This window comes from Paenibacillus pinisoli (assembly GCF_003605435.1).
Lineage (GTDB): Bacteria > Bacillota > Bacilli > Paenibacillales > Paenibacillaceae > Pristimantibacillus > Pristimantibacillus pinisoli.
On record NZ_QXQB01000004.1, the window covers coordinates 22,216 to 47,762 of the forward strand.

General features: G+C 53.5%; 22 protein-coding genes and 1 riboswitch. Of the genes, 17 read left to right on the top strand and 5 right to left on the bottom strand.

All coding sequences use genetic code 11. The annotated features are described in order from the left end of the window. Positions 1–108 precede the first annotated feature (108 nt). Positions 109–1,200, bottom strand: a complete 1,092-nt coding sequence (locus tag D3P09_RS17310) for a ThiF family adenylyltransferase (protein WP_341538296.1) — start codon at positions 1,198–1,200, stop codon at positions 109–111. A 14-nt stretch (positions 1,201–1,214) separates the two neighbouring features. Continuing rightward, positions 1,215–1,955, bottom strand: a complete 741-nt coding sequence (locus D3P09_RS17315; RefSeq protein WP_120112573.1) for a molybdenum cofactor biosynthesis protein — start codon at positions 1,953–1,955, stop codon at positions 1,215–1,217. A gap of 102 nt (positions 1,956–2,057) precedes the next feature. Here D3P09_RS17315 and moaA point away from each other — a divergent pair, with 102 nt between their 5' ends. The 10 genes from moaA to thiO all read left to right on the top strand — a co-directional run bounded on the left by moaA (position 2,058) and on the right by thiO (position 14,190). Then, positions 2,058–3,056 carry a GTP 3',8-cyclase MoaA gene (gene moaA / locus D3P09_RS17320; protein WP_120112575.1) on the top strand — a complete coding sequence of 333 codons (999 nt, stop codon included), beginning with the start codon at positions 2,058–2,060 and terminating at the stop codon, positions 3,054–3,056. Between the two features lie 47 nt (positions 3,057–3,103). After that, entirely contained in the window at positions 3,104–4,543 is a 1,440-nt protein-coding gene (locus D3P09_RS17325; protein WP_120112576.1) for a bifunctional metallophosphatase/5'-nucleotidase, read from the top strand. 152 nt (positions 4,544–4,695) lie between these two features. Next, entirely contained in the window at positions 4,696–5,814 is a 1,119-nt protein-coding gene (locus D3P09_RS17330) for an HD-GYP domain-containing protein (protein WP_120112578.1), read from the top strand. 137 nt (positions 5,815–5,951) lie between these two features. Further along, a complete protein-coding gene (gene yfkAB / locus D3P09_RS17335) occupies positions 5,952–7,109 on the top strand; it encodes a radical SAM/CxCxxxxC motif protein YfkAB (protein ID WP_120112580.1) in 1,158 nt (385 codons plus the stop codon). Between the two features lie 24 nt (positions 7,110–7,133). Beyond that, positions 7,134–8,165 (top strand): sporulation integral membrane protein YtvI, encoded by a 1,032-nt coding sequence (ytvI, locus tag D3P09_RS17340; protein WP_120112582.1) that lies wholly within the window; start codon positions 7,134–7,136, stop codon positions 8,163–8,165. Between the two features lie 46 nt (positions 8,166–8,211). After that, a riboswitch (TPP riboswitch) is annotated at positions 8,212–8,314 on the top strand. 193 nt (positions 8,315–8,507) lie between these two features. Beyond that, a complete protein-coding gene (gene thiC / locus D3P09_RS17345; protein ID WP_207892511.1) occupies positions 8,508–10,265 on the top strand; it encodes a phosphomethylpyrimidine synthase ThiC in 1,758 nt (585 codons plus the stop codon). After that, positions 10,258–11,361: a ThiF family adenylyltransferase gene (locus D3P09_RS17350; protein ID WP_120112583.1), complete on the top strand. Its 1,104-nt coding sequence runs from the start codon at positions 10,258–10,260 to the stop codon at positions 11,359–11,361. Before thiC ends, D3P09_RS17350 begins: the two co-directional genes overlap by 8 nt. A gap of 27 nt (positions 11,362–11,388) precedes the next feature. Next, the gene (gene thiE / locus D3P09_RS17355) at positions 11,389–12,243 is read left to right on the top strand and encodes a thiamine phosphate synthase (protein ID WP_243644280.1); all 855 of its coding nucleotides are present in this window, start codon (positions 11,389–11,391) and stop codon (positions 12,241–12,243) included. A 4-nt stretch (positions 12,244–12,247) separates the two neighbouring features. Then, positions 12,248–13,072: a thiazole synthase gene (locus tag D3P09_RS17360; RefSeq protein WP_120112585.1), complete on the top strand. Its 825-nt coding sequence runs from the start codon at positions 12,248–12,250 to the stop codon at positions 13,070–13,072. After that, on the top strand, positions 13,072–14,190 hold the full coding sequence (gene thiO, locus D3P09_RS17365) for a glycine oxidase ThiO (RefSeq protein ID WP_120112586.1): 1,119 nt from the start codon (positions 13,072–13,074) through the stop codon (positions 14,188–14,190). Before D3P09_RS17360 ends, thiO begins: the two co-directional genes overlap by 1 nt. A gap of 182 nt (positions 14,191–14,372) precedes the next feature. Here the strand turns inward: thiO and D3P09_RS17370 are convergent, their stop codons facing one another. Then, positions 14,373–15,392, bottom strand: a complete 1,020-nt coding sequence (locus D3P09_RS17370; protein ID WP_120112588.1) for a ketoacyl-ACP synthase III — start codon at positions 15,390–15,392, stop codon at positions 14,373–14,375. A 168-nt stretch (positions 15,393–15,560) separates the two neighbouring features. Between D3P09_RS17370 and D3P09_RS17375 the strand changes: the two genes are divergently transcribed. The 7 genes from D3P09_RS17375 to D3P09_RS17405 all read left to right on the top strand — a co-directional run bounded on the left by D3P09_RS17375 (position 15,561) and on the right by D3P09_RS17405 (position 24,358). Then, complete coding sequence (locus D3P09_RS17375) at positions 15,561–16,325, top strand: YhcN/YlaJ family sporulation lipoprotein (protein WP_120112589.1); 765 nt, start codon at positions 15,561–15,563, stop codon at positions 16,323–16,325. A gap of 560 nt (positions 16,326–16,885) precedes the next feature. Further along, complete coding sequence (locus tag D3P09_RS17380; protein ID WP_243644282.1) at positions 16,886–17,755, top strand: dTDP-4-dehydrorhamnose reductase family protein; 870 nt, start codon at positions 16,886–16,888, stop codon at positions 17,753–17,755. A gap of 315 nt (positions 17,756–18,070) precedes the next feature. Next, positions 18,071–21,874, top strand: a complete 3,804-nt coding sequence (locus D3P09_RS17385; protein ID WP_243644335.1) for a glycosyltransferase family 39 protein — start codon at positions 18,071–18,073, stop codon at positions 21,872–21,874. A gap of 27 nt (positions 21,875–21,901) precedes the next feature. Then, complete coding sequence (locus D3P09_RS17390; protein ID WP_120112591.1) at positions 21,902–22,900, top strand: glycosyltransferase family 2 protein; 999 nt, start codon at positions 21,902–21,904, stop codon at positions 22,898–22,900. Further along, the gene (locus D3P09_RS17395) at positions 22,893–23,333 is read left to right on the top strand and encodes a GtrA family protein (protein ID WP_165867482.1); all 441 of its coding nucleotides are present in this window, start codon (positions 22,893–22,895) and stop codon (positions 23,331–23,333) included. The genes D3P09_RS17390 and D3P09_RS17395 overlap by 8 nt, the downstream gene beginning before the upstream one ends. After that, positions 23,330–24,004, top strand: a complete 675-nt coding sequence (locus D3P09_RS17400; protein WP_120112594.1) for a class D sortase — start codon at positions 23,330–23,332, stop codon at positions 24,002–24,004. Before D3P09_RS17395 ends, D3P09_RS17400 begins: the two co-directional genes overlap by 4 nt. 129 nt (positions 24,005–24,133) lie before the next feature. Beyond that, a complete protein-coding gene (locus tag D3P09_RS17405) occupies positions 24,134–24,358 on the top strand; it encodes a helix-turn-helix domain-containing protein (RefSeq protein ID WP_006040330.1) in 225 nt (74 codons plus the stop codon). Positions 24,359–24,513: 155 nt separating this feature from the next. Here the strand turns inward: D3P09_RS17405 and D3P09_RS17410 are convergent, their stop codons facing one another. Continuing rightward, positions 24,514–24,909: an aspartyl protease family protein gene (locus D3P09_RS17410; protein ID WP_120112595.1), complete on the bottom strand. Its 396-nt coding sequence runs from the start codon at positions 24,907–24,909 to the stop codon at positions 24,514–24,516. Then, positions 24,906–25,166, bottom strand: a complete 261-nt coding sequence (locus tag D3P09_RS17415; RefSeq protein WP_120112597.1) for a hypothetical protein — start codon at positions 25,164–25,166, stop codon at positions 24,906–24,908. The genes D3P09_RS17410 and D3P09_RS17415 overlap by 4 nt, the downstream gene beginning before the upstream one ends. Positions 25,167–25,547: the final 381 nt, after the last annotated feature.

The following is a 25,547-nucleotide window of genomic DNA, read 5'->3' on the forward strand; positions in this document are numbered from 1 at the left end:
ATAATTATTGTCTATTGAATAATAGTATGTTAGCCCTATGCAGCATAATTAACTTTAATAGTAGCAATCTATTCTCGCAATGGCAATATGAGGGACTGACAAATGCAACTAAATACCTAATAATTCGGCATAAATCGACCTTGCTCTTGTCGTATCTTCGGTCCCCTGGACGATAGCGCGTCCATCCGGGAATAAAACAAAGGTCATGCCCCCTGACAGATCTAACCTGAGCAGATAGGGATTTTGATAGACGTTGCCGGCCGCAGACAGCTTGCGGGCCATCGAGCTGAGGTCAAGCCTGGCGGACTGGCCGGGCGTAAGCTGCACGGACTGGCGGCCGCATAGCGCGGTTGCAACCGTCTCGCGGTCTTGCTGGTCAAGAAACTCGTATTGCCCCATCCCGCAAGCCGGACAAGCTTCCTTCCGGGCATGGCTGATGCCGACTGGCAGCCAGGCATGATTCCATAGGTCGACTTGAAAAAGTGTGCTGTGAAGCGCTTCCCGATTGCCGGAGAGCAGCTTGATTGCCTCGGCGGCTTGTATCGAAGCGATAATATCGATTATCGGCGAGATAACGCCGGCAGAATCGCATGTATCCGTCGTGCCCGGTGCGGGCGGCTCGGGAAATAAGCATCGATAACAGGCGGTCTCATGGGGAATGACTGTCATGGTCATGCCGGTCGCGCCAACAGCTCCCCCGTAGATCCAGGGGATGCCGGACTTCAGGCTGTAATCATTGATCAGATAGCGGACGGAGAAGTTATCCGAGCCGTCCAGGATCAGATCGACGCCTTCCAGCCACTGGGATGCATTAGACGAGTTGAGGTCACCCGTAATCGGCTCCACAGTGACAGAGCTGTTGATGGCTCTCAAGTGCTCTGCGGCTGCGGCCGCCTTAGGGAGCAACCGCAGAGCATCCTGTTCGGTATAGAGCATCTGGCGCTGCAAATTGCTCCATTCTACGATGTCGCGGTCAATCAAGCGGGTATACCCAATTCCTGATCTCACCAAATGCTGGGCGAGCACGGTGCCGAGCGCGCCCATCCCGACGATTGCGATGCGGGAGTCTTGAAGCCGCTTCTGTCCTTCCAGGCCGATGCGGCTATAGCGGATTTGGCGGGAATAGCGCTCTTCCATAGTGGAGCGGCCGGTTGCCGGATGCTTGGCAGTGGTATCGGATGGTTGTATGAGGTCAGTCATGATTGCGCCTCCTGCTATTCTGGCAAAGGAACGGTCGGGTTCCAGGGCCCTTGCTGATGGCCTTTCCATTCGGAGCCATCCGCCCAGATTTCTTTCTTCCATATCGGGACGATCTGCTTCAGTCGTTCAATGGCATAGCGGCTTGCTTCATAGCAGCTCTCCCGGTGCGGGGCAGAAACGGCGATGACGACGCTGATCTCCGCGAGGCCTACTACGCCGGTACGATGGCTGATGGCGCATAGCGCCCCCGGCCAACGCTGGCCGATCTCATCGCCGATCTGGCGCATTGTAGCGACAGCCATAGGCTCATATGCCTCGTATTCCAGCCGTACGGTCTGCTGGCCTTGTGTCCACTCTCTTGTAGTGCCCACGAATACGATGGAGGCGCCATGCTCCTTCGAGATGACCTTGCGCAGCACGTCTTCAGATTGAATCGGTTCTGCTGTCACGATATAGGGCTCCATATCTTCTGCGGCTGCGCCAGCATCCTGCAGCGTATCTTGGCCGCCAGAGACAGGAGGCAGAAGCGCAAGCTCGTCCTCGGCGCGGACGATTGCTTCATCCGCCGCATAAGTGTGATTGCGGGCTACGAACGATACGGCAAGAATGGCGGCATGCTCCGGATGAGCGCTTGCCAGACGTTCCTTCAGATCTTTGGCGGTCATCTGTTCTTCCGCCAGCACAAGCGTGAGCTGGGGGGCGGCCAGACGCTCCTGCAAGCCGGCAAAAAGCTTGATTTTCCAATGAAATTCCATGTATGTAAACCTCTCGAAAGTATGATGTTCAGACCTCTCTAGAATACCATATAACGAAAAAAAATGTTATGCTTATAGGTACGATAGAAGGGAGCGAGCAGCATGGAAGCACTTAAGGACCGCTTTGGTCGAACGCACAATTATTTGCGCATCTCGGTAACGGATCGCTGCAATTTGCGCTGCGTCTACTGCATGCCGGAGGAAGGTGTGGCATTCACGGAAGCTTCCCATCTGCTTACGTACGATCAGATTGCTGAAGTCGTGGAGGCCGGAGCATCGCTGGGTATTACGAAGCTTCGGATTACGGGAGGCGAGCCGCTTGTCCGTCCGGACTTGCCTAAGCTTATAGCCAGATTGTCGGCCATTCCCGGCATTGAAGATATTGCGCTGACAACCAACGGGGTATTCCTCGCGAAGCAGGCGCAGGCGCTGAAGGAGGCGGGGCTTACCCGCGTCAATATAAGTCTAGATACGCTTGACCCCGGCAGATTCGCCTTTATCGCGAGGCGCGGCGAGCTGCGCAGAGTACTAGAGGGCATAGAAGCGGCGGCGGAGGCGGGATTCCATCCCATCAAGCTGAACTGTGTGCTGCTGAAAAATGTGAATGAAGACGAAATCGCGGAGTTTTTGCGAATGGCATACGAGAAGCCGCTTCATGTCCGGTTCATTGAATATATGCCGATCGGACATGCGGATGATAACTGGAGGAATCATTATTTGCCGCTTTCGCGCGTGCTGGACATTGCGGGCGAACGGTATACGATTGCAAGGCGTGAAGGTGTGATCGGGAACGGACCTTCGGAGGATTGGGAGATCGAAGGCGGCGCAGGCTCCTTCGGGCTTATTCATCCCATATCCGATCATTTCTGCAAGAGCTGCAACCGGCTGCGCTTGACAGCTGACGGCAATTTGAAGCCATGCCTGTATTGGATGGATGAGCTGAATGTGAAAGGCGCACTAGGCAATCATGCCGCGATGCAAGAGATGTTCGCCAAGGCAATGGATATTAAGCCGGAAAATCACGAGATGGCGGCGAAGCTTGCCGATACGGCGCTGTCGCATGTTCCGACGGAGCGGCGCATGTCACAGATCGGCGGCTAAGGTTTAGAATACGGATCAGATGGCTGCGATAGGGAGGCTGGTTAAAGTTGACGGAAGCCAATGATGCACAAGTAGTGCTTCTGCACAGCAATGATATTCATAGCCGGTTGGAGAATGCCGCCCGCATCGCCGCAATTATTGCCGACGAGCGCAGAGTAATAGGGGCAGACCGCGTCCTTGCCGTCGATATCGGCGATCACATGGATCGCATGCGCATGGAGACGGAAGGCAGCGAAGGCAGAGTGAATCTGGCGCTGCTTCAGGAGGCAGGCTATGAAGCGATTACGCTCGGCAATAACGAAGGGCTGACGTATACGGGCGCAGCCTTGCACGAATTGTACAGTTCTCCATCGCGATTTGCAGTCGTGTGCGCCAATATGGCGCTAGACAGTACGGGAGAGCGGCCGGAGTGGATGCAGCCGGCTATGATTGTGGAGAAGAATGGCCTAAGCATCGGACTGGTGGGCGCAACAGCGAACTATGCTCCGTTCTACAAGCTGCTGGGGTGGACGACGACCCCGCCGCTTGATGCGATCAGGGAACAAGTCCGTGAGCTTCGGAGCCGTTGCGACGTTATGGTCGTCATGTCTCACTTGGGCTTGCCGCTGGACCGGCAGATGGCGGAGGAAATTCCGGGCATCGATTTGATATTAGGGGGACATACCCATCACTTGCTTGAAGAGCCGATTGTAATAGGCCAGACTACGCTATGCGCTGCCGGCAAGTTCGGCGATTATGTCGGACGGGTCGAGATTCGGATTGACTCCGAGACGGGCAAGCCGGTATTCAGCGCTTGCTGTCTGCCGACTGGTGCGTATCCGGAAAGGCCGGAAGCGGAAGCAATCATTCGCACATATGGCGAGGACGCGAAGCAGCGGCTCGGCAAGGTGCTTGCGACGCTGGTTCACCCGCTGCCTGCGCGTGTGGACCGGGAATCTGCGCTTCCTAATCTGCTTGCAGCTGGTTTGCGGCGGCATGCCGATGCGGAGATTGGCATCGTGAACGCGGGGCAATTGCTTGGAGGCCTGGCGATAGGCGATGTATCGGCGGGTGAGCTGCATGCATTGTGCCCATCCCCCATTAATCCTTGCCGTATGATGATTGCCGGAGCCCATCTGCGGGAAGCGCTGGAGCAGTCGCTGCTGGACGAATATGTATTTAAGCCGATCAGAGGCTTCGGCTTCAGGGGAGAAGTGCTGGGCATGCTCGCCGTAGACGGGCTGTCCGTTACCTATGATGCCAGCCGTCCCCCTATGCAGCGGATTATTGCGATTACTGTAAATGGAGAGCCGTTCTCGGAGGAGAGGATCTATTCGGTCGGCTCCATCGACATGTTCAGCTTCCGGGCGGGTTATGAATCGCTGGCCAACGGCGAGAGCTATACGTTCTATTTGCCCGAATTTATACGGGATATTATTGCCGGCGAGCTCCTGTCCGAAAGCGCCTTGTCGAGCTGTCATCAGCTCAAATGGAGAGCGCTGGAGTAAAAATGTCGCAATAAAACGATAAATTGGCGTTTTCTGTCGAAAAAATAGGATAAAATGGTTGAAATCTTGCGCATTTTCACGTAAATTAACAATAAAAGCGGTTTACTCCGATAAATATTGTATGACGACATAAATGGGGAAGGACCGAGAAAATGCGTTTGCTACCGATTTCGCAATGTGCGCCTGGGATGAAGCTGGCCAAGAAGATTTTTTCCGAAGACGGTATTGTCCTTCTTAGCAATCATATGGAGTTGACGACACGTCTCATTGCGCGGCTTGAGCAATGCGGCGTTCAATATGTATATATTGAAGATCCTAGGACGGCGGACGTTGAACTGCCGACCCTTATTACCGAGGACACATTCCGGATGGCGATCAAGGAAATCCGCACGAACTTCCGCGAGATGATGGATCGGCCGAAGCGGCGGAAGGGCGTGACGTACCCATATATCGCCCAGCCGTTCAAGAACCTGATGAATTCCATTATGGATGACTTGTCCAACCATAAAGATGCGATGATCATGCTGATGAACATGGGGACGGTGGACCACTATTTGTTCCAGCATTCGCTGAACGTATGCGTCTATACGACGCTGCTGGGCTTGTCGAGCGGCTATTCGCGGGACGAAGTGATGATGCTCGGCATGGGAGCGCTGCTGCATGATATCGGCAAGACACAAATCTCGACGAATGTGCTGAAGAAGCCGGGCTCGCTTAACGTTGACGAGTTTGAAATGATGAAGCGGCATGCTCAGCTGGGCTATGAGCTGCTCAAGGATGAGCCGAATTTGCCGCTGCTGGTGGCGCATTGCGCATTCCAGCATCACGAGCGTCTGGACGGAAGCGGGTATCCAAGAGGCATCAAGGGCGACGAAATTCACGATTACGCGAAGTGGATCGGCCTTGTAGACTCCTATGATGCCATGACGACCAACCGGGTCTATCGCGCGCCGATGCTTCCCCACGATGCGATGGAGAGGCTGTACGCCGGTTCTGGAACGCTGTATGAGCAGCGGATGCTCCAGCTGTTCCGCGACAAGGTAGCCATTTATCCGATCGGAATCTCTGTCAAGCTTCATACGGGCGAGAGAGGCGTAGTGGTCGATCTGAACAACAGCTATCCGCACCGGCCTATCGTTCGCGTTCTGTACAATGAAGCGGGCGAAGAGCTGAAAGTTCCATACGAGGTGGATTTGTCGAAGCAGCTGACCGTTATGATTACCGGCGTAAACGACGAGGAGCAGAATGTGCCGCTTGTATCCGGCATTTGACTCATTTGGATGGGATTCGGAAGGGGCCGCAAGGCCCCTTTTTCTATTGGGGTTTTCTGATTTGCTTCCTGCACCGTCTGACATTACAATGATAGAGATATACGTTTACGAGATTAAGAAGTCAGGTGTTGAACTAGATGAACATGCTACATACGGAAAATAACCAACTTCGGGACATAGCCGCTGCTCGGCTTGCCCCTTTAACCCCCGCCAATGACCCGTGGGACCCGATTCGATCCATTCGCAAGTTCGGCAGACATCGTTTGACGAGCGTTGAGATGACGGTTACGAATTTGTGCAATATGCGCTGCGAGCATTGCGCTGTAGGCGATACGCTTGTGATGGCGGAGCCGGATAAAATCCCGCTGCAGGATATGATTCGCCGTTTGGATGAAGTGGAGCATCTGGAGACGATCAGCATTACGGGCGGCGAACCGACATTCTCGGGCAGCACTGTCAGGGACTACATGGTTCCGCTTCTGAAGTATGCCCGCAGCAGAGGCATCCGCTCGCAGATCAACTCCAATGTGACCTTGCCGTACAGCCGCTATGAGCAGCTTGCTCCTTATCTGGACGTGATGCATATCTCGTTCAATTACACGAATGCGGATGAATTCCACCAGATCGGCTTCGCGAAGGCGGGCCATAGCGTATCGCGTGATGCCGCAGCCAGGCTGTATGACCGGATGATAGACAATGCGCGCCGATTGAGCGAAGCAGGTGTGCTTGTATCCGCGGAATCCATGATCAATTACCGGACTCATGACAAAATTGACGAAATTCATCGGCTGATTGTGGAGATGGGCTGCCAGCGCCATGAAGTCCATCCGATGTATCCAAGCTCATTCGCCAAGGATCTGCCAGTCATTACGAGGGAGCAGATGCGCCGTTCGATTGAGCTTCTGCTGAGTGCGCGCAATCCCGATGTATGGATGCTGTTCGGAACGCTGCCTTTCTACCGCTGCAGCGACGACAAGGGAGAGCGCGAGCTGCTCTCGCGCCTTGCCAAGGAGCCGAACGTAACGGTGCGGAACGATCCCGACGGACGCAACCGGCTGAATGTCAATTTGTTCTCTGGAGAAGTGTTCGTAACGGATTTCTCCGATGTGCCGTCCTTTGGCAACATTGCCGATTCAAGGCTTGACGATTTATTCGATAGATGGCTTCAGCATCCGCTGGCTGAGGGCGTAAATTGCCATTGTCCGGCGGCATCGTGCTGCGGTCCCAACCTGCTTGTCAAAGATATGTACTACAAGGATGTTAATTTTCACATGAGAAGTGCCATACTTGAATAGTACTAGAGTAAGGAGGGATACGGGATGTCCATACGGGCGATTGTGCTGATTGCAGTCGGTCTGCTCTTGATTTATTTGATGTTTACGGTAGGTGCTCCGTTCCTGCTGGCGCTTGTGGTAGCTATATTCCTCGAGCCGCTGAACGGATTTTTCATGAAGCGCCTTAAGGTGAACCGGCTCGTCGCCGCTATCATATCAAGCACGCTGTTTACGGTTATATTGATCGGACTCATCGTCTTGCTGGGCATCAAGATAATAGCGGAGCTGATCGCTTTCCTGGAGAAGGTGCCGCATTACTTTGAGAATGCGAGCGAATATGTTGACCAGCTTCTGGTCGATGCAAGAGGCTTGTATCAGAACCTGCCGCCTGATGCGGTTGCGACGCTGGAAAATTACTTGATGAAGCTGACTGACACGATCACGTCAATGGTCGGCAAGCTGTCTTCGACCGTTGTCGCTTTTGCTTCTACGCTGCCGGGCATGTTTATTTTCTTTATCGTATTCCTCGTGGCCGTGTACATGTTCAGCTTCAGCCTGAACACGATGAAGGCGACGGTGCTGTCGTTCTTCGACGAGTCTTCCCGCTCGCAGGTCGATCAGGTACTGAACAATCTCAAAAAGTCGATTTTCGGGTTTCTGCGCTCGCAAATTATTTTGAGCGGCCTCACGTACATCATTTCGCTTGCGGGATTGCTTATTCTGGATGTGAAATATCCGATGGCTATCGCGCTGCTGATTATCGTCGTAGATATTTTGCCGATTCTGGGCACGGGCTCTGTGCTTGTACCGTGGGCGTCGTATCTGCTGTTGACGGGCGATTTGTATACGGGAATCGGGCTTATTGTGCTGTTCCTGTTCATTACGGTGTTCCGCCGCATTATTGAGCCGAAAATATTGGGCGATTCGGTCGGAATCGGCGCTTTGTCTGCTCTGATAAGCCTTTATGTAGGCTTCAAGCTGGTCGGCGTAATCGGCGTATTTATCGGTCCTTTGGTCGTCATTATCTACATGGCGGCAAGGCAGGCCGGATTGTTCCAGCAAAAAATCAAATTGTAACAGAGGTTGACACCCGCTAACGTTCAGCGGTATAGTGTCTAACAAGGAAATCCACTAGGGGCGCCGTGAGGCTGAGATAAAGCATTTGCTTTGGTCCCTTTGAACCTGATCTGGGTCATGCCAGCGTAGGAAAGTGGGACAATCGGCTTCACTTGCGGAAGCCGAATATAACGCGCGCGGTAACGTATGCTATGTGCCATGACAGCCTGCGCACGTCCCTTAGGGGCTGTGTGCTGCAAGATCATCGGCCTGATGTCCGCGGCAGCGTCCTCTAAACTTTCTTATATGTCTGCGTATGCCTCCAGGTGGAATTCCATTATTCCATTTAGGAGGTTTTTTGTTATGTTGACAACACCACTGCCGGGAAGCCGGAAAATCTATGTGCAGGGCTCAAGTCCAACGATCAGCGTGCCCATGCGGGAGATTGCGCTGACGCCAAGCCAAGGCCGCAACGGGGAAGAGCTGCCGAACGAGCCTGTCCTCGTCTATGATTCAAGCGGGCCTTATACGGATACTTCCTACACGGCGGATGTGCGCGCCGGATTGCCGAAGCTGCGCGAGGGCTGGATTACAGGCCGTCTTGATGTGGAGCGGTACGACGGGCGCGAGGTGCGGCCGGAGGATAATGGATTTTCGAACGAGGAGAGAGCCCGCGAAAAGGGGGCGGAGCTGTTCCCGAATTTGACGCATCGGCCTCTTCGCGCCAAGGAAGGGCGCAATGTTACCCAGCTGCATTATGCCCGCCAAGGCACCGTGACGCCGGAGATGGAATACATCGCGATCCGGGAAGGCATGTCTCCGACGTTCGTACGGGATGAGATAGCGGCAGGACGTGCCATTATTCCGGCCAATATCAATCATCCGGAGAGCGAGCCGATGATTATCGGCCGCGCGTTCCATGTCAAGATCAATGCCAATATCGGCAACTCTGCCGTCGCATCCTCAATCGAGGAAGAAGTAGAGAAGATGACGTGGGCGACCCGCTGGGGCGCCGATACGATTATGGATTTGTCCACCGGCAAAAACATACATACGACAAGGGAGTGGATCATCCGCAACTCTCCGGTGCCGGTCGGAACGGTGCCGATCTATCAAGCCCTGGAGAAGGTAAACGGCAAAGCGGAGGATCTAAGCTGGGAAGTCTTCCGGGACACGCTGATCGAGCAGGCGGAGCAGGGCGTGGATTACTTCACGATCCATGCGGGCGTGCTGCTGCGGTATATCCCGCTTACGGCGAAGCGGGTGACCGGCATTGTATCGCGCGGCGGCTCCATTATGGCGGCTTGGTGCCTGGCGCATCACAAGGAAAACTTCTTGTATACGCACTTCGATGAAATCTGCCAGATCATGAAGCAATACGATGTGTCTTTCTCCTTGGGCGACGGCCTCCGCCCCGGATCGATAGCGGATGCGAATGACGAAGCTCAATTCGCAGAGCTGGATACGCTTGGCGAGCTGACGAAGATTGCTTGGAAGCATGACGTGCAGGTGATGATCGAAGGCCCTGGCCATGTGCCGATGCATCTGATCAAGGAGAACATGACCCGCCAACTGGAAGTATGCGACGAAGCGCCATTCTATACGCTTGGTCCGCTGACGACGGATATTGCTCCTGGTTATGACCATATTACGTCTGCCATCGGCGCGGCGATGATCGGCTGGTTCGGCACGGCGATGCTTTGCTATGTTACGCCAAAGGAGCACTTGGGCTTGCCGAACAAGGAGGATGTGAAGGAAGGGGTCATCACGTACAAAATCGCGGCGCATGCGGCCGACCTGGCCAAAGGGCATCCGCGCGCGAAGGTGCGTGATGATGCTTTGTCCAAAGCGCGCTTCGAATTCCGCTGGCGCGACCAGTTCCACCTTTCGCTCGATCCGGAGCGCGCCATGGCGTACCATGATGAGACCTTGCCTGCGGAAGCGGCAAAGTCCGCGCATTTCTGCTCCATGTGCGGACCGAAGTTCTGCAGCATGCGCATTACGCAGGATATTCGGGAATACGCAGCTCAGAACGGAATGGAGACGGCGGATGCCATTGAAGCCGGCATGAAAGAGAAGGCGGATGCGTTCAAAGCGGCAGGCAGCTCCATTTATGCATAAGCAAGGAAATGACTTATGGGCGGACCGGTATGACCGGCAAATCAGGTTCGCCCCCATTGGGACGGCGGGGCAAGCAAAGCTGGCTGAGGCACAGGCGCTTATTGTAGGCTGCGGCGCGCTTGGAGCATCATTGGCCCAGCATCTGACAAGGGCGGGTGTAGGCAAGGTGAGAATCGTTGACCGCGACTTCGTGGAGCCGAGCAATCTGCAGCGGCAGGTGCTGTTCAACGAAGCGGATGCGCTGTCGATGCTCCCCAAGGCTGTCGCCGCCGCTGATAAGCTACGTGCCATTAACGGAAGCATTGAGATCGAGGCTCTTGTCATGGATGTTAATCATCATAATCTGGCAGCACCGCTAGAAGGCGCGGATATTGTGCTGGACGGTACGGATAACGCCGCGACGCGGCTGCTGCTGAGCGAAGCGTGTTTTGCGCGCGGCATTCCGTTTATATACGGAGGGGTTGCGGGCTCGCAGGGAATGAGCGCGGCGCTTGTGCCGGGCGAGACCTGCTGCCTGCGCTGCTTGATCGGCGAAGAGGCGGACGCGGAGGAAGGCCAAAACTGCGATACAGCCGGTGTCCTGTCTTCGTCCGTCGAGTTTGTCGCATCGCTGCAAGCGGTCGAAGCAGTCAAATGGTTAAGCGGGAACCGGGACGCTATCCGTAAAAGCTGGATTGCGGCAGATTTATGGACCTTCTCTGTACGCGAATCTGCACTGCCCGGGCGCTCCGCTGGATGCCCGATATGCGGAAGGGTAATTGCTAAAAGGGACATGACTTCGCATGAGCAAATGCAGGCAGGGAAGGAAAGTGAAGCCGGATCATCATCAGCTTCCTGGTGCCATACAGCAGCAGTTGCCTTATGCGGCAGAGATTCCGTGCAGGTAACGCTTCCCGTGACGTTCCAACTGGAGAAGTGGAGAGAAACGTTCGAGCGGCTGGGATATGAATATAAAGCTAATCGGTATTTGCTAAAGGTAGAGCTGCCGGAGAGTGAGAGATTGGTGCTGTTCCCGGATGGCCGCGTGCTGGTACAGGGTGTTGCCGATCCTGCAAGAGCGCTGCAGCTGTGTTCATTCTACTTGACCAGGCCTTGAAGCACAGGCCAGAGAGGGGGCAACAACGTGACAGAGAAGCCATGGAGCGACTTTGAACTATACGTCATTACCGCTTCCTCCAATCATCCCGGCAAAGACTTAGTCGAGGTGATGGAGCAGACGCTGATTGGAGGAGCGGATATTCTGCAGCTTCGGAATAAGACGGGTCCGTGGGAGAGCGTGCTGCAAGAAGCGGCAGCGCTGCGGGAGCTGACAAGGAGGTACGGTGTCCCGTTTATTGTGAACGACTACGTCGATATTGCGATTCAGGTTGATGCGGACGGCGTTCATATCGGCCAAGACGATATGCCGATTGCGGAAGCCCGGAGACTGCTCGGACCGGGCAAGCTGATCGGCGTATCGACGCACAACCTGGAGCAAGCGCTGAAGGCGGAGCGGGACGGGGCAGACTATATTGGCGTCGGACCCGTCTATCCGACAGATACGAAGCCCGGAAGAGCGGCTGTGACCACTTCTTATGTGACGGAGGCTGCAGAGCATATTCGCATTCCGTTCGTGGCGATCGGCGGCATTACGCTCGATAATGCGGATCTGGTATTGGAAGCTGGAGCCCGCCGTTTGTGCGCAGTATCCGCTATTGTGGGAAGCGAAGACCCGGCAGATGCTTGCCGCTCGTTCCTGGAGAAGATTGGCCGTTGCAAAGCAATAGAGAGAAATGCTGTAACGACGATCAAATTAAACGGCGAGAAACACCAGACTTCGGCAGGCAATCTGGAGGAGCTGGTGAGGGAGCTGGGGCAAGGCCATAAACGGATTGTTGCCGAGCTGAACGGCGTTATCGTCTCCAAAGGCATGTGGGCGGATACGGCGATCCAATCCGGTGTGGACATCGAGCTGATACAATTTGTTGGAGGGGGCTAACAGCATGTTGGCAAGTTATGATACGGCTGTCCTTCGGCTTGGAGGGAGGGAGCTTCGCTCCCGCTTTTTCCTGGGCACGGGTCGCTTTCCAAGTCCGGCAGTGATGCAGCAGGCGCTTGATGCATCGGGAGTTGAGGTGATCACCTTTGCGGTGCGGCGGGTTGATCTCGACAGCTATGAGGATGATTCGATCCTGCAGCATCTGGAGGAGAGGGGACTTCATTTTCTGCCTAATACATCAGGGGCCAGCACTGCAGAGGAAGCGGTGCGGATTGCCAGACTGGCGCGGGAGGCAGGCCTGGGCAATTGGATCAAGATTGAGATAAGCGGCAGTCCGGTGACGCTTCTGCCCGATCCGATTGAGACGTTAAAGGCAACGGAGCTATTAGCCAAAGAAGGATTTGTCGCGCTGCCTTATACGTCCGATGACCCTATTCTTTGCAAAAGGCTGGAGGAAGCGGGAGCGGCCGCAGTTATGCCTGGTGCTTCGCCTATCGGCACAGGGCTAGGCTTGCTTAATCCTTATAACCTGGGGCTGATTATCGAGGAAGCGAAGGTGCCAGTCATTGTGGATGCCGGCATCGGATCGCCGAAGGATGCCGCAGAAGCGATGGAGCTGGGCGCCTCGGCGATTCTGGCGAATACGCCGGTAGCCAAAGCTAAGGATCCTGTGAGGATGGCGCGAGCCTTCGCCATGGCAATTGAAGCCGGCAGGCTCGCCTATGAAGCGGGCAGAATACCTAAGAAGAGATACGCTTCGGCAAGCAGCGATCCGGCAGGCTCATTATTCCGGCATCCGGCTATGAGCTCCACAGGGGAGGGCTATTGATGCCGCAGTCGGTTATCATTCTTGGCGGCGGCATCATCGGCTTGTCTTGCGCCTTCGAAGCTGCGCTTAGAGGGTACGAGGTCAGCGTAGTGGAAACCGGCGCATTCGGAGGCCAAGCGTCTGGCGCGGCAGCCGGCATGCTGGCTCCCTATTCGGAGAATACGGATCAGCCGGATGCCTTCTTCCGGTTATGCCTTGATAGCTTGAGGCTGTATGAGAGCTGGAATGGCAAGGTAGAGGAACTATCCGGCATGAAGACCGATTGGGTCAGATGCGGAAGCCTGAATGTGTATCGGCATGAAGCGGATCTGCTTCCTCTGCAATCCCGAATCCGATGGCATAATGAATGGGGAGCCAGGGCAGAGCTGGTCAAGGGGGAAGCGCTGCGTAAGCTGGAGCCGGGGCTTTCGCATGATATCGCAGCTGCCCTGTACTGCCCGGAGGAGAGCCATATCTACGCGCCTAGCCTGGTTGCGGCGCTGGAGATTGCATGCCGCAGGCTCGGTGGGCAGCTGTACGGTCATGCAGGACATTTGCTTGACTTGGCGTTCAGCCAGTCTTCGGGCGTTACAGTGAGAATGTCATTACTTCCCGAGATCAATGCCGATCGGATCGTCATATGTTCAGGGGCTTGGTCAGGGGCGCTTGAGCGCTGGCTTGGCATTGCCATTCCTGTACATCCCATTCGCGGGCAAATTTGCTCTTATGAGAGCATGCCTGACGATTTGCGCCATATGGTCTTCTCCAGTCAGGCTTACTGGGTGAATAAGCCGATTGGACGAATGGTCTGTGGCGCATCCGAGGATGTGGCCGGATTCGATTCATCGGTTACGGATCGCGGCATTCAGCGGCTGATCAGGGCAAGCGAGCGCTGGCTGCCGCAGCTCGCAGGCCGGGATACCGCGCATCGGTGGGCCGGGCTTAGACCGGCCACCATGGACGGCATGCCGCTAATCGGCAGCGTCGATGGCAAGCCGGGCGCAATTATGGCGGCGGGGCACTATCGCAATGGCATTCTGCTTAGTCCGGCCACGGCGATGCTGGTCTGCGATCTGTTGGACGGCCAGGCACCAGCAGATCAGCTTGCAGCTTTTTCCCCGGGTCGATTCACGGCGTGAGCTGTATAGCGAAAGCTTTTTGTTGTCATATCGATTCCATGTACACGATGGAGCAGCATGATTCAGATGATGGGACGGATCGCCAAGATCGGCTTAGATTTCGATGTTGAGTCGCAAGTCATTTCGTCTGAGAAAATAAAAAAGGATGATCCGGCCTAGCAGGCGGGCCATCCTTTTTTGTTTTATGCCAGGTGCCAGCGCAGCACGACGCCCGCTTGCGTCAGTCCACCGCCAAAGCCATGCAGCAGAAGCGTATCGCCGGCTTTCACCCGCCCGTCTCGCACCGCATCGTCAAGCGCAAGCGGAATGGAAGCCGCAGAGGTATTGCCATATTTGGCTATGCTGGACAAAGCCTGGTCTTCACGGAATCCGACCCGCTCGCATAACGCGTCAATGATTCGCTGATTGGCATTATGCGGCACGAACCAGTCGATGTCTCCCGGCTTCAGGTCACATTGCCTCAGCAATGCGCTGATTCCTTCCGATACTTGGCTGATGGCCCAGCGATAGACCTCTCTGCCGTTCTGGACAAGCTTGCCGTGAGTCTGAATGGAGAAGTCGCCGATGGAAGGGGCAAGGTTGCTTAAATACACATGTTTGCCGCCATCACCTTCGGTATCGGAATAAGCGCCAAGAATAGCTCCCCTGCCATCCGCCGCGCGTTCCATCAGTACCGCGCCTGCGCCGTCCCCGAACAGGATGCATGTGGTACGGTCTGTGTAGTCCGTAATCTTCGTCAAAGCGTCCGCCGCAACGACAAGCACCTTTCGGTACATGCCCGACAGGAGCAGTCCGTTCGCCAACTGCAAGGCGGCAGTGAAGGCGGCACAAGCGGCTTGAATATCAATGGATCCGCATTGACGGATAGGAAACCTGGATTGTACCGATGCTGCTACGCTCGGGAATATCGTATCCGGAGTGGACGTAGCAGCGATTATATAGTCAACGTCGCTTAGATCGGAGCCATATCGTTCCACCATATTGTCAATTGCTTTTGCGATAAGATCCGTCGTGAACTCGTTCTCCGCAGCGACGCGGCGTTCCTTGATGCCGGTCCGCTGCACGATCCATTCGTCGTTCGTATCCACCATAGCGGCAAGATCGTCATTCGTCAGCCTGCGTTCAGGCACATAGGTGCCAATAGCAGTAATGACGCTGTTGGAGAGCAGGGGCTGAGCTTCGTTGGATATCGATGATGTCATGCAGAACACCTCTTTCCATAAAATTAGTACCAGATACTAATACTTGATACTAACAATATAGCCGCTATATTGCCAATTGTCAACGGGCGTATAGCCGTGAGCGGAATGACAAACGCTATAGCCAAGTCTGAATAAGGCTGATGGATTACAGGAACAGGAGGTTGGCCAATGCGGAAAACAATGATGACGCTGACGGCTGGCGTTGTGCTTGGCGCTATGCTTGGCGGCTGCGGAATGGAGTTTCAAGGCGACTTGGGCAACAAGAACATCCGCCAACACTCGATCCGTTACGATCAAAGCGGCTCGCTAATCAAGGACAAGCGCTTTGCCGATGACGGCATGAATGAGCGCAATAGGGTGAATGGAAAACCTTTGGGAAGCAATAATGTAATCGGATCTCATAAAAACTACCGTATCGAAGCAAGCCGTGCTATCGCTCATAAGTTAACCGAAATCGACGCGATTCAATCATCGTCTGTTATGCTGACCGATTATAGCGCTTATGTCGCTGTATCCTTGGACGATGGCGGATTATCGATGCAATCGCAAGCTCAATCGCATAATAGTCCGCAGCAGATCGGCCGTACCCATCTTGGCTTGTTCAGCAAGGATGGCGCAGCGGCGGGCAAACGAATGAGCAGCATGTCTACTGGAGAAGATAAGCTTACGGAAGAACTCAAGGCGCAAATCGCCACTATGGTCAAAGAATTAAGACCGAATGTCCAGCATGTGTATGTATCGGCTAATCCAGAGTTTGCGGGAAGAATGGCCGCTTATATGAAGGACGATGAGATGGGGTATCCCGTTCAAAACTACATTATGGAGTTTAATGGGCTGGTTGAGCGGGTATTCCCTGTTGTCCGCCCGGGGACTTCGGATCAAAGCATCTTGAAAACAACAAGCGTTTCGCGAAAATACAGACTCCTTGATTAACGAGTGGAGACAAAAAAGCTGACCGCCATTTAGGCAGGTCGGCTTTTTTGCGTATCTTCGAACCAATCGTCCATTCCAGCTTAGTGATTTCGTCATATAGTAATCTAGCGATTTGACAACCGGCTGGGAAGAAGGCGAGAGACGGATGATGGAACCGCAATGGAGAGAAGGCAATGACCAAAAGACAGTAGCGATTATCGAGCTCGGCTATGTCGGCTTCCGCTTGCGCTGCTTTTTGTGAAAAAAGGATTCCGTGTGCTGGGCATTGACCTGAACTCCGCTAGAATCGAAATGCTGACGCAACTCTACGAAAGGAAAACGAGGCAAAGCCAAAGTGCTGCGGCTAGACGCAGGCAACATCTAAGCGGCATGCTAGGTTCGCGACACGGGAAAGGAGAGCGGAGGAATGTGCACAAAGTCTATTGCTTTCAAAATACGATGTGATTCGACCGCCGAATTTTTCCCGCCGGCTATTGGACAAGTACGTGGCTTGCCGAAGGCCGGATTATTGCGGATATAGCTCGGATAGAGCATCACTACAACCGACAAGGGGGCTAATCGTGAAAAAAATAATCGTATTCGGCGGCAGGGGAATGGCCGGACATCTGCTGACACTATGGCTGTCCAAGGACGGGTACGACGTTATCGCTACTCAGCGCAGCGGAGCAGAAGCCGCCCCTTTTACAAGTCTTGACCTCAGGGAAGGGAAGCAGCTTGCCCGGCTGCTGAGGCGCCACAAGCCGGATGTAGTGATCAACGCGGCGGGATTACTGAATGAAGATGCAAAGCTGCGGCTGAGGGAGGCGGTCGAAATCAATAGTCTGCTCCCGCACTCGCTGGCTGATTATGGGGATGAGTTAGGCTTTCGGCTTATTCATATCAGTACGGATTGCATCTTCTCCGGCATATCAGGGCCCTATGAAGAGGCGAGAACGGCAGACGGAGCGACAGCTTATGCCAAGAGCAAAAGCTTGGGAGAAGTCATTCGGCCGAATCATCTGACGATCCGAACGTCCATCATTGGACCGGAGCTGAAGAGCGAGGGAGTCGGGTTGATGCATTGGTTTCTCCGGGAAAACGGTCCAGTGCAAGGATATAGCCGGGTATATTGGAACGGCGTGACCACGCTGGAGCTGGCGAAATTTATCAGCCGAATCATGGAGCACCCAATTGGCGGGCTGGTGCATCTGACCGGCAGGAGGAAGCTGTCAAAGCATAAGCTGCTTCAGATCATGAACGCCGCCTTTCATAAAGGAACAGTGATTACTCCTTGCGGGAAGCTGCATCACGACAAGAGCTTGTTGAACACAAGAACTGACTTCCTCTATGAGCCGCCTGACTATCCCTTTATGCTGAATGAACTCGCGCACTGGATGGCGGAACATCGCCATCTATATTCCCACTACAACCTTATGGATGGCTCGTATTAAGACATAACGTTCAACGCGACAATATCATTCACTCTTTCTTATTTGGAAAAGGGATTCTTTAGGATATAGAAGGTCGTGTCTCAGACAAAGGACTGCCTTGGGGACACGGCCTAAATCTTTTGGCTGTCACTTATTTATGTGCATCATTTCTATTCATATATTCAGCCTTATTACGGCCTGTACTAGATTGGCATCCAATCGCAACCAAAACCATGTATTTTTTGCTATTTTCATTGACCTTGAAAGTTGCATTCGATAAAGTGGTTATGTGTTTGTATAATGATAGGTAATGAATGGTTGAGGAAAGGAATCGTGATGAAGATGAGCAACGGCTTTTCCCGAATAACGGCTATCGTGCTCCTGCTCTTCATGCTGATACCCGGCATTGCGGCGAATGCAGACGGCAACCTGCTGGCGAACGGCGATTTTGAAGCAGCAGCCGGCGATATGCCGGACGGCTGGATGACGGAAGCGTGGATCGACGATAGCGGCGTAACGCAATACGGAGTCGATCGGAATGAATTTTATTCTGGGAAACAGTCTGCCTATATACATAGCAGCGGGGATAATCATGCCCGCTTGCTTCAGAGGGTGAAGGTCAAGTCCAATACGACGTACCGGATATCCGGTTATGTCAAGACAGAAGGAATCGGCAGCCAAGGCGCAGGTGTCCATCTGTATGTCGAGGGTGTAGCCGTGCATTATCCCGAATTCCGCGATACGAACGGAACTTGGGCTTATCTGGAGTTCTACGGCAAGACAGGCAAGAAGCAGAAGGAGATGCTTGTCGGGGGCAGCCTTGGCGGGTATGGAAGCATCAATTCGGGCAAGGCTTGGTTCGACGGGCTGAACGTTGAGAAAGTGTCGGGAGCGCCTGATGGCGCAGAGGTATTCTCGCTGGAGGAGACTGCTTCGGTAGCCGGGGAGTCAGAGGGCCCGCAGAAGGTATCTATCTTCAGTACGATGATTTATTCAGCCTTATTTTCTTTGCTGCTGGCGTTTGTAACCGTGAAGCTGTTCCGCGACCGGCATTGGCTGGAACAGGGCCGCGGCCGCGTGCCTGTGCTGCTGGCGGTATCATTCATTGCGGCGCTAGCGCTGCGTATCGTGCTTGCTGCAGGACATGAAGGCTATGCCAATGACATCGCCCTGTTCATGTTCTGGTCGGAACAGGCGGTACGCGAAGGACTGGCAAACTTCTATCATACGGAGATGTTTGTTGATTATCCGCCGGGCTATATCTATGTTTTGTTTGCGCTTGGCCACATCAAGAGCTGGCTTGGAATAACAGGTGACACGGCTTCGATGCTGCTGTACAAGCTTCCCGCCATTGCAGCGGATCTGGGCGCGGCAGCCGTCATCTTCCGCGCAGCGGCGAAGAAGCTGGGCCAGCCGATCGCGCTTGGGCTGTCCATGCTGTGGCTGTTCAATCCGGCGGTCATCCTGGATTCCGCCGCATGGGGGCAAGTCGATTCGATAATTGCGCTGGTGCTCTCCCTGTCGCTGCTGGGCATCTCGGAGAACCGGTTCGGCAAGGCTGCCGTCTGGTATGCGATTGCAGCCCTGATCAAGCCGCAAGCCTTCATCTTTATGCCGGTGCTGCTGCTTGCCCTGCTGGCCCGGAAGAAGTGGAAGCATGTGGCGGTTACCGCCTATTACGGCTTCGGCACGTTTATTTTGCTTGCCTTGCCTTTCTTCTGGTCGACTGGCGGGCTTAAGGCGTTGTACGAGCTTTATAGCGGTACATTGTCTTCGTATCCATATGCGACGTTGAATGCCTTTAATCTATATGCGCTGAACGGTGCCAATTGGAAGCCGCTGACGGAGAGCTGGCTATTCCTGAGCTATCAGACCTGGGGCAATTTATTTATTCTGGTTGCGGTTGCGCTAGCCGTATGGTTCAGCTTGATGGGCAAGCGCCGGGAAGGCGAGGACCGCAGCTTTTTTATCGCCATGACGCTAATCGCGGTAGTGTTCATCCTTGTCACCAAGATGCATGAGCGGTATATGTTCCCGCTTCTGCTGCTGAGCTTGTTTGCCTTTATTGGGATGAGGGACCGCAGAATGCTCCATGTGTTCTATGGATTTACCATCACGAATTTCTTCAATATGAGCTATGTGCTGGAATTCAGCAAGACGACGACCAATGTCGTCATGGACGGTGTTGTCCTGCTGGTTGCCGTCAGCAATATCGGCTTGCTGCTCTACATGCTGTATGCAGGCTATGATTATTATAAGCGGGGTCGGACGCTTGAGCTGGTGCCGGTCACCGAAGACGACAAACAAGCGAGGGATAGGGAGCTGTTGTCGGAGGCTGCCGGAGAGGCTGGAAGCGTCCGGGTTAAGCAGCGTTTGACGCGCAAGGACTGGATTTGGATGGGAGCGATAACGGCCGTCTACGCGGCAGTTGCGCTTGTCAATCTTGGTTCCATGAAGGGGCCGGAGACGCCTTGGCAGCCATCAAGCAGCACGCAAAGCTTTTATGTCGATCTGGGAGAAGAGAAGCATCTGGAGCGGATCACGACATTCGGCGGCGTCGGCACCGGCAAGTTCCGCCTGGAGTTCGGCCTTCAGCCGGACCAGTGGACGAATCCGGTAGAGGTGGACAACAACCATGTGGCGGTGTTCGCATGGCGCAGCCAGACGGTTGATCTCACCGCCCGTTATGTGAAGCTGACTGTCACAACTCCGGGCTTCTCCCTGCATGAGATGGGGATATACGAAGCAGGAAGCAAAGAGCCGCTTCAGATCGCCGCCATCAATGACGAGAAGGCGGGAGAGCCAAGACGGGGCAGCGTCGCCCAGCTGTTCGATGAGCAAGACTTGATGATATATGGGCATAATTACATGAAAGGCAGTTATTTTGACGAAATTTACCATGCCAGAACGGCATATGAGAATCTCGAAGGCATTGTGGCTTATGAGAATACCCATCCGCCGCTAGGCAAAATCATCATTGCGCTCGGCATCAAGCTGTTCGGTCTTAATCCGTTCGGATGGCGCATTGCAGGCACGGTGATCGGCATTGCTATGGTTCCTATCATCTACATGACGGCGAAGCGCCTGTTCGGACGAACGGCGTATGCAGCGCTGGCCGCCGGGCTGCTGGCGGCGGATTTCATGCATTTCTCGCAGACAAGAATAGCGACGATCGATGTGTACGGCGTATTCTTCATTATGCTGATGTTCCATTTTATGAACAAATATTTGGCGCTCAGCTTCTACCGTACGAAGCTGCTTGCGACGCTGGTGCCGCTCGGGCTGGCGGGCCTCTTCTTCGGACTAGGCGTCGCATCCAAGTGGATCGTTCTATACGGCGGCGCAGGGCTCGCTGTCATGCTGGGCATTTCGCTTTGGGACCGTTACAAGGAATATGCGGCGGCGAAGCGCATGCTCAGGCGGAAGGATGGTGCCGAGACGGCATACGATCCGGATGCGCTGAAGCGTATCGTATCGGTGTTCCCGTCTTATACGGTGCTGACGCTGGCCGCCTGCCTCATCTTCTATATCGCGATCCCTGCAGGCATCTATGCGCTCTCCTATATACCGATATTGACGGTCATGAGCGAAGGCTATACGCTGAAGTCGCTGATTGATTACCAGGTGCATATGTACAGCTATCACAGCCATCTGGTATCGTCGCATCCATTCTCCTCTTCGTGGTGGGAGTGGCCGTTCATGAAACGCCCGGTCTGGTATTATTCCGGGGGCGAGCTGGCGGCAGGAATGAAGTCGACGATTGTTGCGATGGGCAATCCGCTCATCTGGTGGACGGGCATCGCCGCGATGCTGGCGACGATTTGGATCAGCATCAAACGGCGCGACAAACACGTCTATATGTTATGGATCGCTTTTCTGGCGCAATATGTGCCTTGGATGCTCGTGCCGCGCGAGACGTTCCTGTACCATTACTTTGCGATGGTGCCGTTTGTAATCTTGAGCATTGTTTATTTGTTCCAGCTGGCGGAGGAGAGAAATCCGAGGATCAGGAAGGCTCGCAACGGCTTTGCCATTGCTGCGGCCCTATTGTTTGTTATGTTTTATCCTGCGCTGTCAGGCCTCACTGTGCCGAAATGGTACATCGATCTGCTGCGCTGGTTCCCTAGCTGGGTATTTTAATTTGGAGAATAGATGAGGAGCATCGTCATGGAGAACAAGGTCAAGTATAGCGTTATTGTGCCAATGTACAATGAAGAAGAAGTGATCGAGCATACGTATGGCAAGCTGAAGGAAGTGATGGACCGGGCGGACGGCGGTTATGAGCTGATCTTCGTTAATGACGGCAGCAAGGACCGCTCTGTGGAGCTGGTGAAATCGTTCAGCGTGAAGGATCCTAACGTAAGGCTGATTGATTTCTCGCGCAACTTCGGGCACCAGATCGCGATTACGGCCGGCATGGATTATGCGAAAGGCGATGCGGTTGTTGTCATTGATGCGGATTTGCAGGACCCGCCAGAGGTCATTTTGGATATGATCGCCAAGTGGAAGGAAGGCTATGAGGTCGTATACGGCCGCAGGCTGAAGCGCAAGGGAGAGACGATCTTCAAGAAGCTGACTGCGCTTGCCTTCTACAGGCTGCTGCGCAGCATGACCAATGTCGACATTCCGCTGGATACGGGAGATTTCCGGCTCATTGACCGCAAGGTATGCGATGTGCTGCGCGGCCTCAAGGAGAAGAACCGTTTTGTCCGCGGCTTGATCAGCTGGATCGGCTTTAAGCAGACAAGCGTCGAGTATGTGCGCGAAGAGCGCTTCGCCGGAGAAACGAAATATCCGCTGAAAAAAATGATCAGCTTTGCGCTGGACGGCATTACGAGCTTCTCCTACAAGCCGCTGAAAATCGCAACCTATCTCGGCTTCTTCCTTTCGCTAGGCAGCTTCATCTACCTGCTTGTCGTGCTGTACCAGCGCCTGTTCACGGACACGACTGAGACGGGATGGACAACCATCGTTGCCTTGAATCTGCTGTTCAACGGCATTATCTTGCTCTTGCTGGGCGTTATCGGCGAGTATATCGGACGTATCTACGATGAGTCCAAGAACCGCCCGCTCTATATTGTCAGAGAGTTTCAAGGCTATACAGAGCCGAAGGCCGAAGAAGAGAGCGCCAAAGACAACCCGGAGCGTGCAAAGCAGTATGTCTGATCAGGCCGGCAATCGTTCCATCAAGCAATTCGTATCGTTCGCCGTAATCGGCGGACTGAATACGCTCATCGATATGGCTGTATTCACACTGCTGATTGTGGCGCACACTCATTATTCCATTGCGCAGGTTGCGGCCTATGCGGCGGGCATGCTGAATAGTTATATCATGAACAGTGTTTTTACATTTCGAAGCGAGACGGCGGAAAGCGGCAAGCGCGGAGGAGCGAAGAGGATGCTGCGGTTCGTTGTCTGGAATCTGTGCATGCTGGGCGTATCCCTGCTGCTTCTCATTGCCGCGGCGGAATGGCTTGGCCTGCATGAGCTGATCGGCAAGGCCATTGTGACGCTGCTGGTTGTCGCTTTGAACTTCTACGGAAGCAAGAGGTGGGTATTTGCCGGGCGCAAGCCGGTGGAGACGGGAGGCATGTCATGAAGCGGCTGCTATCATATGGACTTATTGTTATCGGTCTTCTTATTATTGTATACCCGAAGGCCAGCGCGTGGCTCGATGACAGGCAGCAAGAGAAGCTGATGGCGCAGTGGGCAGAGACGATGGAAGACGAGCAGGCGCGGCAGGAGGCGCTTGACCAGTATGACCGTCTCTCGGCCTTGTTCGCCGAGGCGGAGTCTGATGGGGACGATGCCAGCCCTGCGCCCGATGTTGTGCCAGAGCCAACAGAGACGGCTGCTCCATCCAAGGAGCAACCCAAGCTCGATGCGATTGCAACCATTCGGATTCCCAGCATCAAGGTGAACCTGCCGGTTCTGGAGGGCGCCACGCAAAAAAATATGAAATACGCCGCGGCGCATCTGACGGAGACAGCCCCTATTGGCGAGGTTGGCAATGCGGCGATCGCCGCGCACCGCATGAGAGCAAAGGGGAAGCTGTTCAACCGCCTCAATGAGGTGAAGGAAGGCGACAAGATTATCGTCGAGACCAAAGGCGAGACGTATACCTACGTGGTGACAGGAACTTCAATCGTGGAGCCGACGGACGTATCCGTTCTCAATTACAATAAGACGGACCGGAGATTGACGCTTATTACGTGCGATCCTGTCGTCAATCCGACGCACCGGCTCATCGTGCATGCCGAATTGGCATAACCTTAAGTTCTGATGCGCCCATTTTACTCATAGACAGCACCATCGCTACCCCCCCTTCATATGATAATTTGACTGTATCCCTTGCCCTTGTTATACCATAAAAACCCGAGCAAGGAGGGGTGACAAATCTTGAAGGGAAGCGACCATAAGAGCAAGTTTTTACTGACACATCGTGAACGAGAGGTATTCGAGCTGTTGGTGCAGGACAAAACAACACGAGATATCGCGCAGCAATTATTCATCAGCGAGAAGACCGTCCGCAACCATATTTCGAATGTCATGCAAAAGTTGAACGTCAAAGGTCGTTCGCAAGCGGTTGTCGAGCTGATTAAGCTTGGGGAGTTACAAATCTAACATATCAAGGTCTCTCCATTCTCGTTTGTCAGGGCTTATGCCCTTTCTACATGCTTAACTATAGGATTGTTTTGGAGACAGCATAGCGATATGCTGTCTTATTTTTTGCGTACTTGAGAACATATCGGATTGGAGATGTGATTGCTGAAGGAGTTTTAATATAACTGGGGAAAATGAACTTGCATGGTATGAAAGTCAACTTTACATTTGGTTTGAATCATAAAATCAATGCCCAATATTCCGTCAAAACCGTAGGGTTCCAGTATGGATCCCAATTGGATAGGAAAATCATTTAAAGCAAATAGCTCAATTTGTAGTTCGGGAATAATCTGTTCATAACAAATCTCGCTTGTTCCACCTACACCATACATACGTTTGGCTCTGCCATTTACGAAATCAATAAAAATACCGATTTCGGCAAGCGCATCGGTATCAAACACAGTAGCTGCGCATCCTGTATCAAATAAAACATTCCGCAGTATGATTGTTCGATTATTATGAGTTAAAGTCAAAGAGATAATGGGGAGACCATGCTGGAGCTCAATCTTCATGTGCGTTGCCGTACCCCCGAAAAAAACTCTTCCACAACCTCTACGTCTCTTCGGCTAGTGTGGAACACGTAAAGTTCACGAGATGGATGAAGCTTGTGCAAATGCTTATAACCGTCCCATGCTTCTTGCGGATTATCATAGTCTTGAATAACAGCCATGTCCTCTAGCTGGCGCAAACGGTTATTGGAGCTTGCCTTGATGGCCTCAACCAAAACAAAACGACCGGGATGCAACTCGGTAATCTCTTCCCATTTCATTGGCTTCACCTCGCTTGCTTGTACTACATTTAGTATAACATAATCGCATGCAGTAGAAGGGATGTCATTTAGCTTTCATCGATTTTAATGGATTGTTTTGGAGACAGCATAGCGATATGCTGTCTTTTTTTGTGTTTTTTTGGCCGAATTTAATCGAATTCACGACTTTGATAACAAGCCGTTTCCCGCCATCTTGTCTTTCTAACAATTTCCATAACTAGTGGCAGGCGACCTTGATTTTTTATCATTTTTCAAAAAAAAAGTAACTTCTGGAGTGCAAACAATCGTGCTCCTCTTATATCGTTTCGCTTCCAGGGCGGCGGTAGAATGTACATAAGCCGGAAGGAAGCAATCGCCCTTCCACCACTACATTCCAGAGGA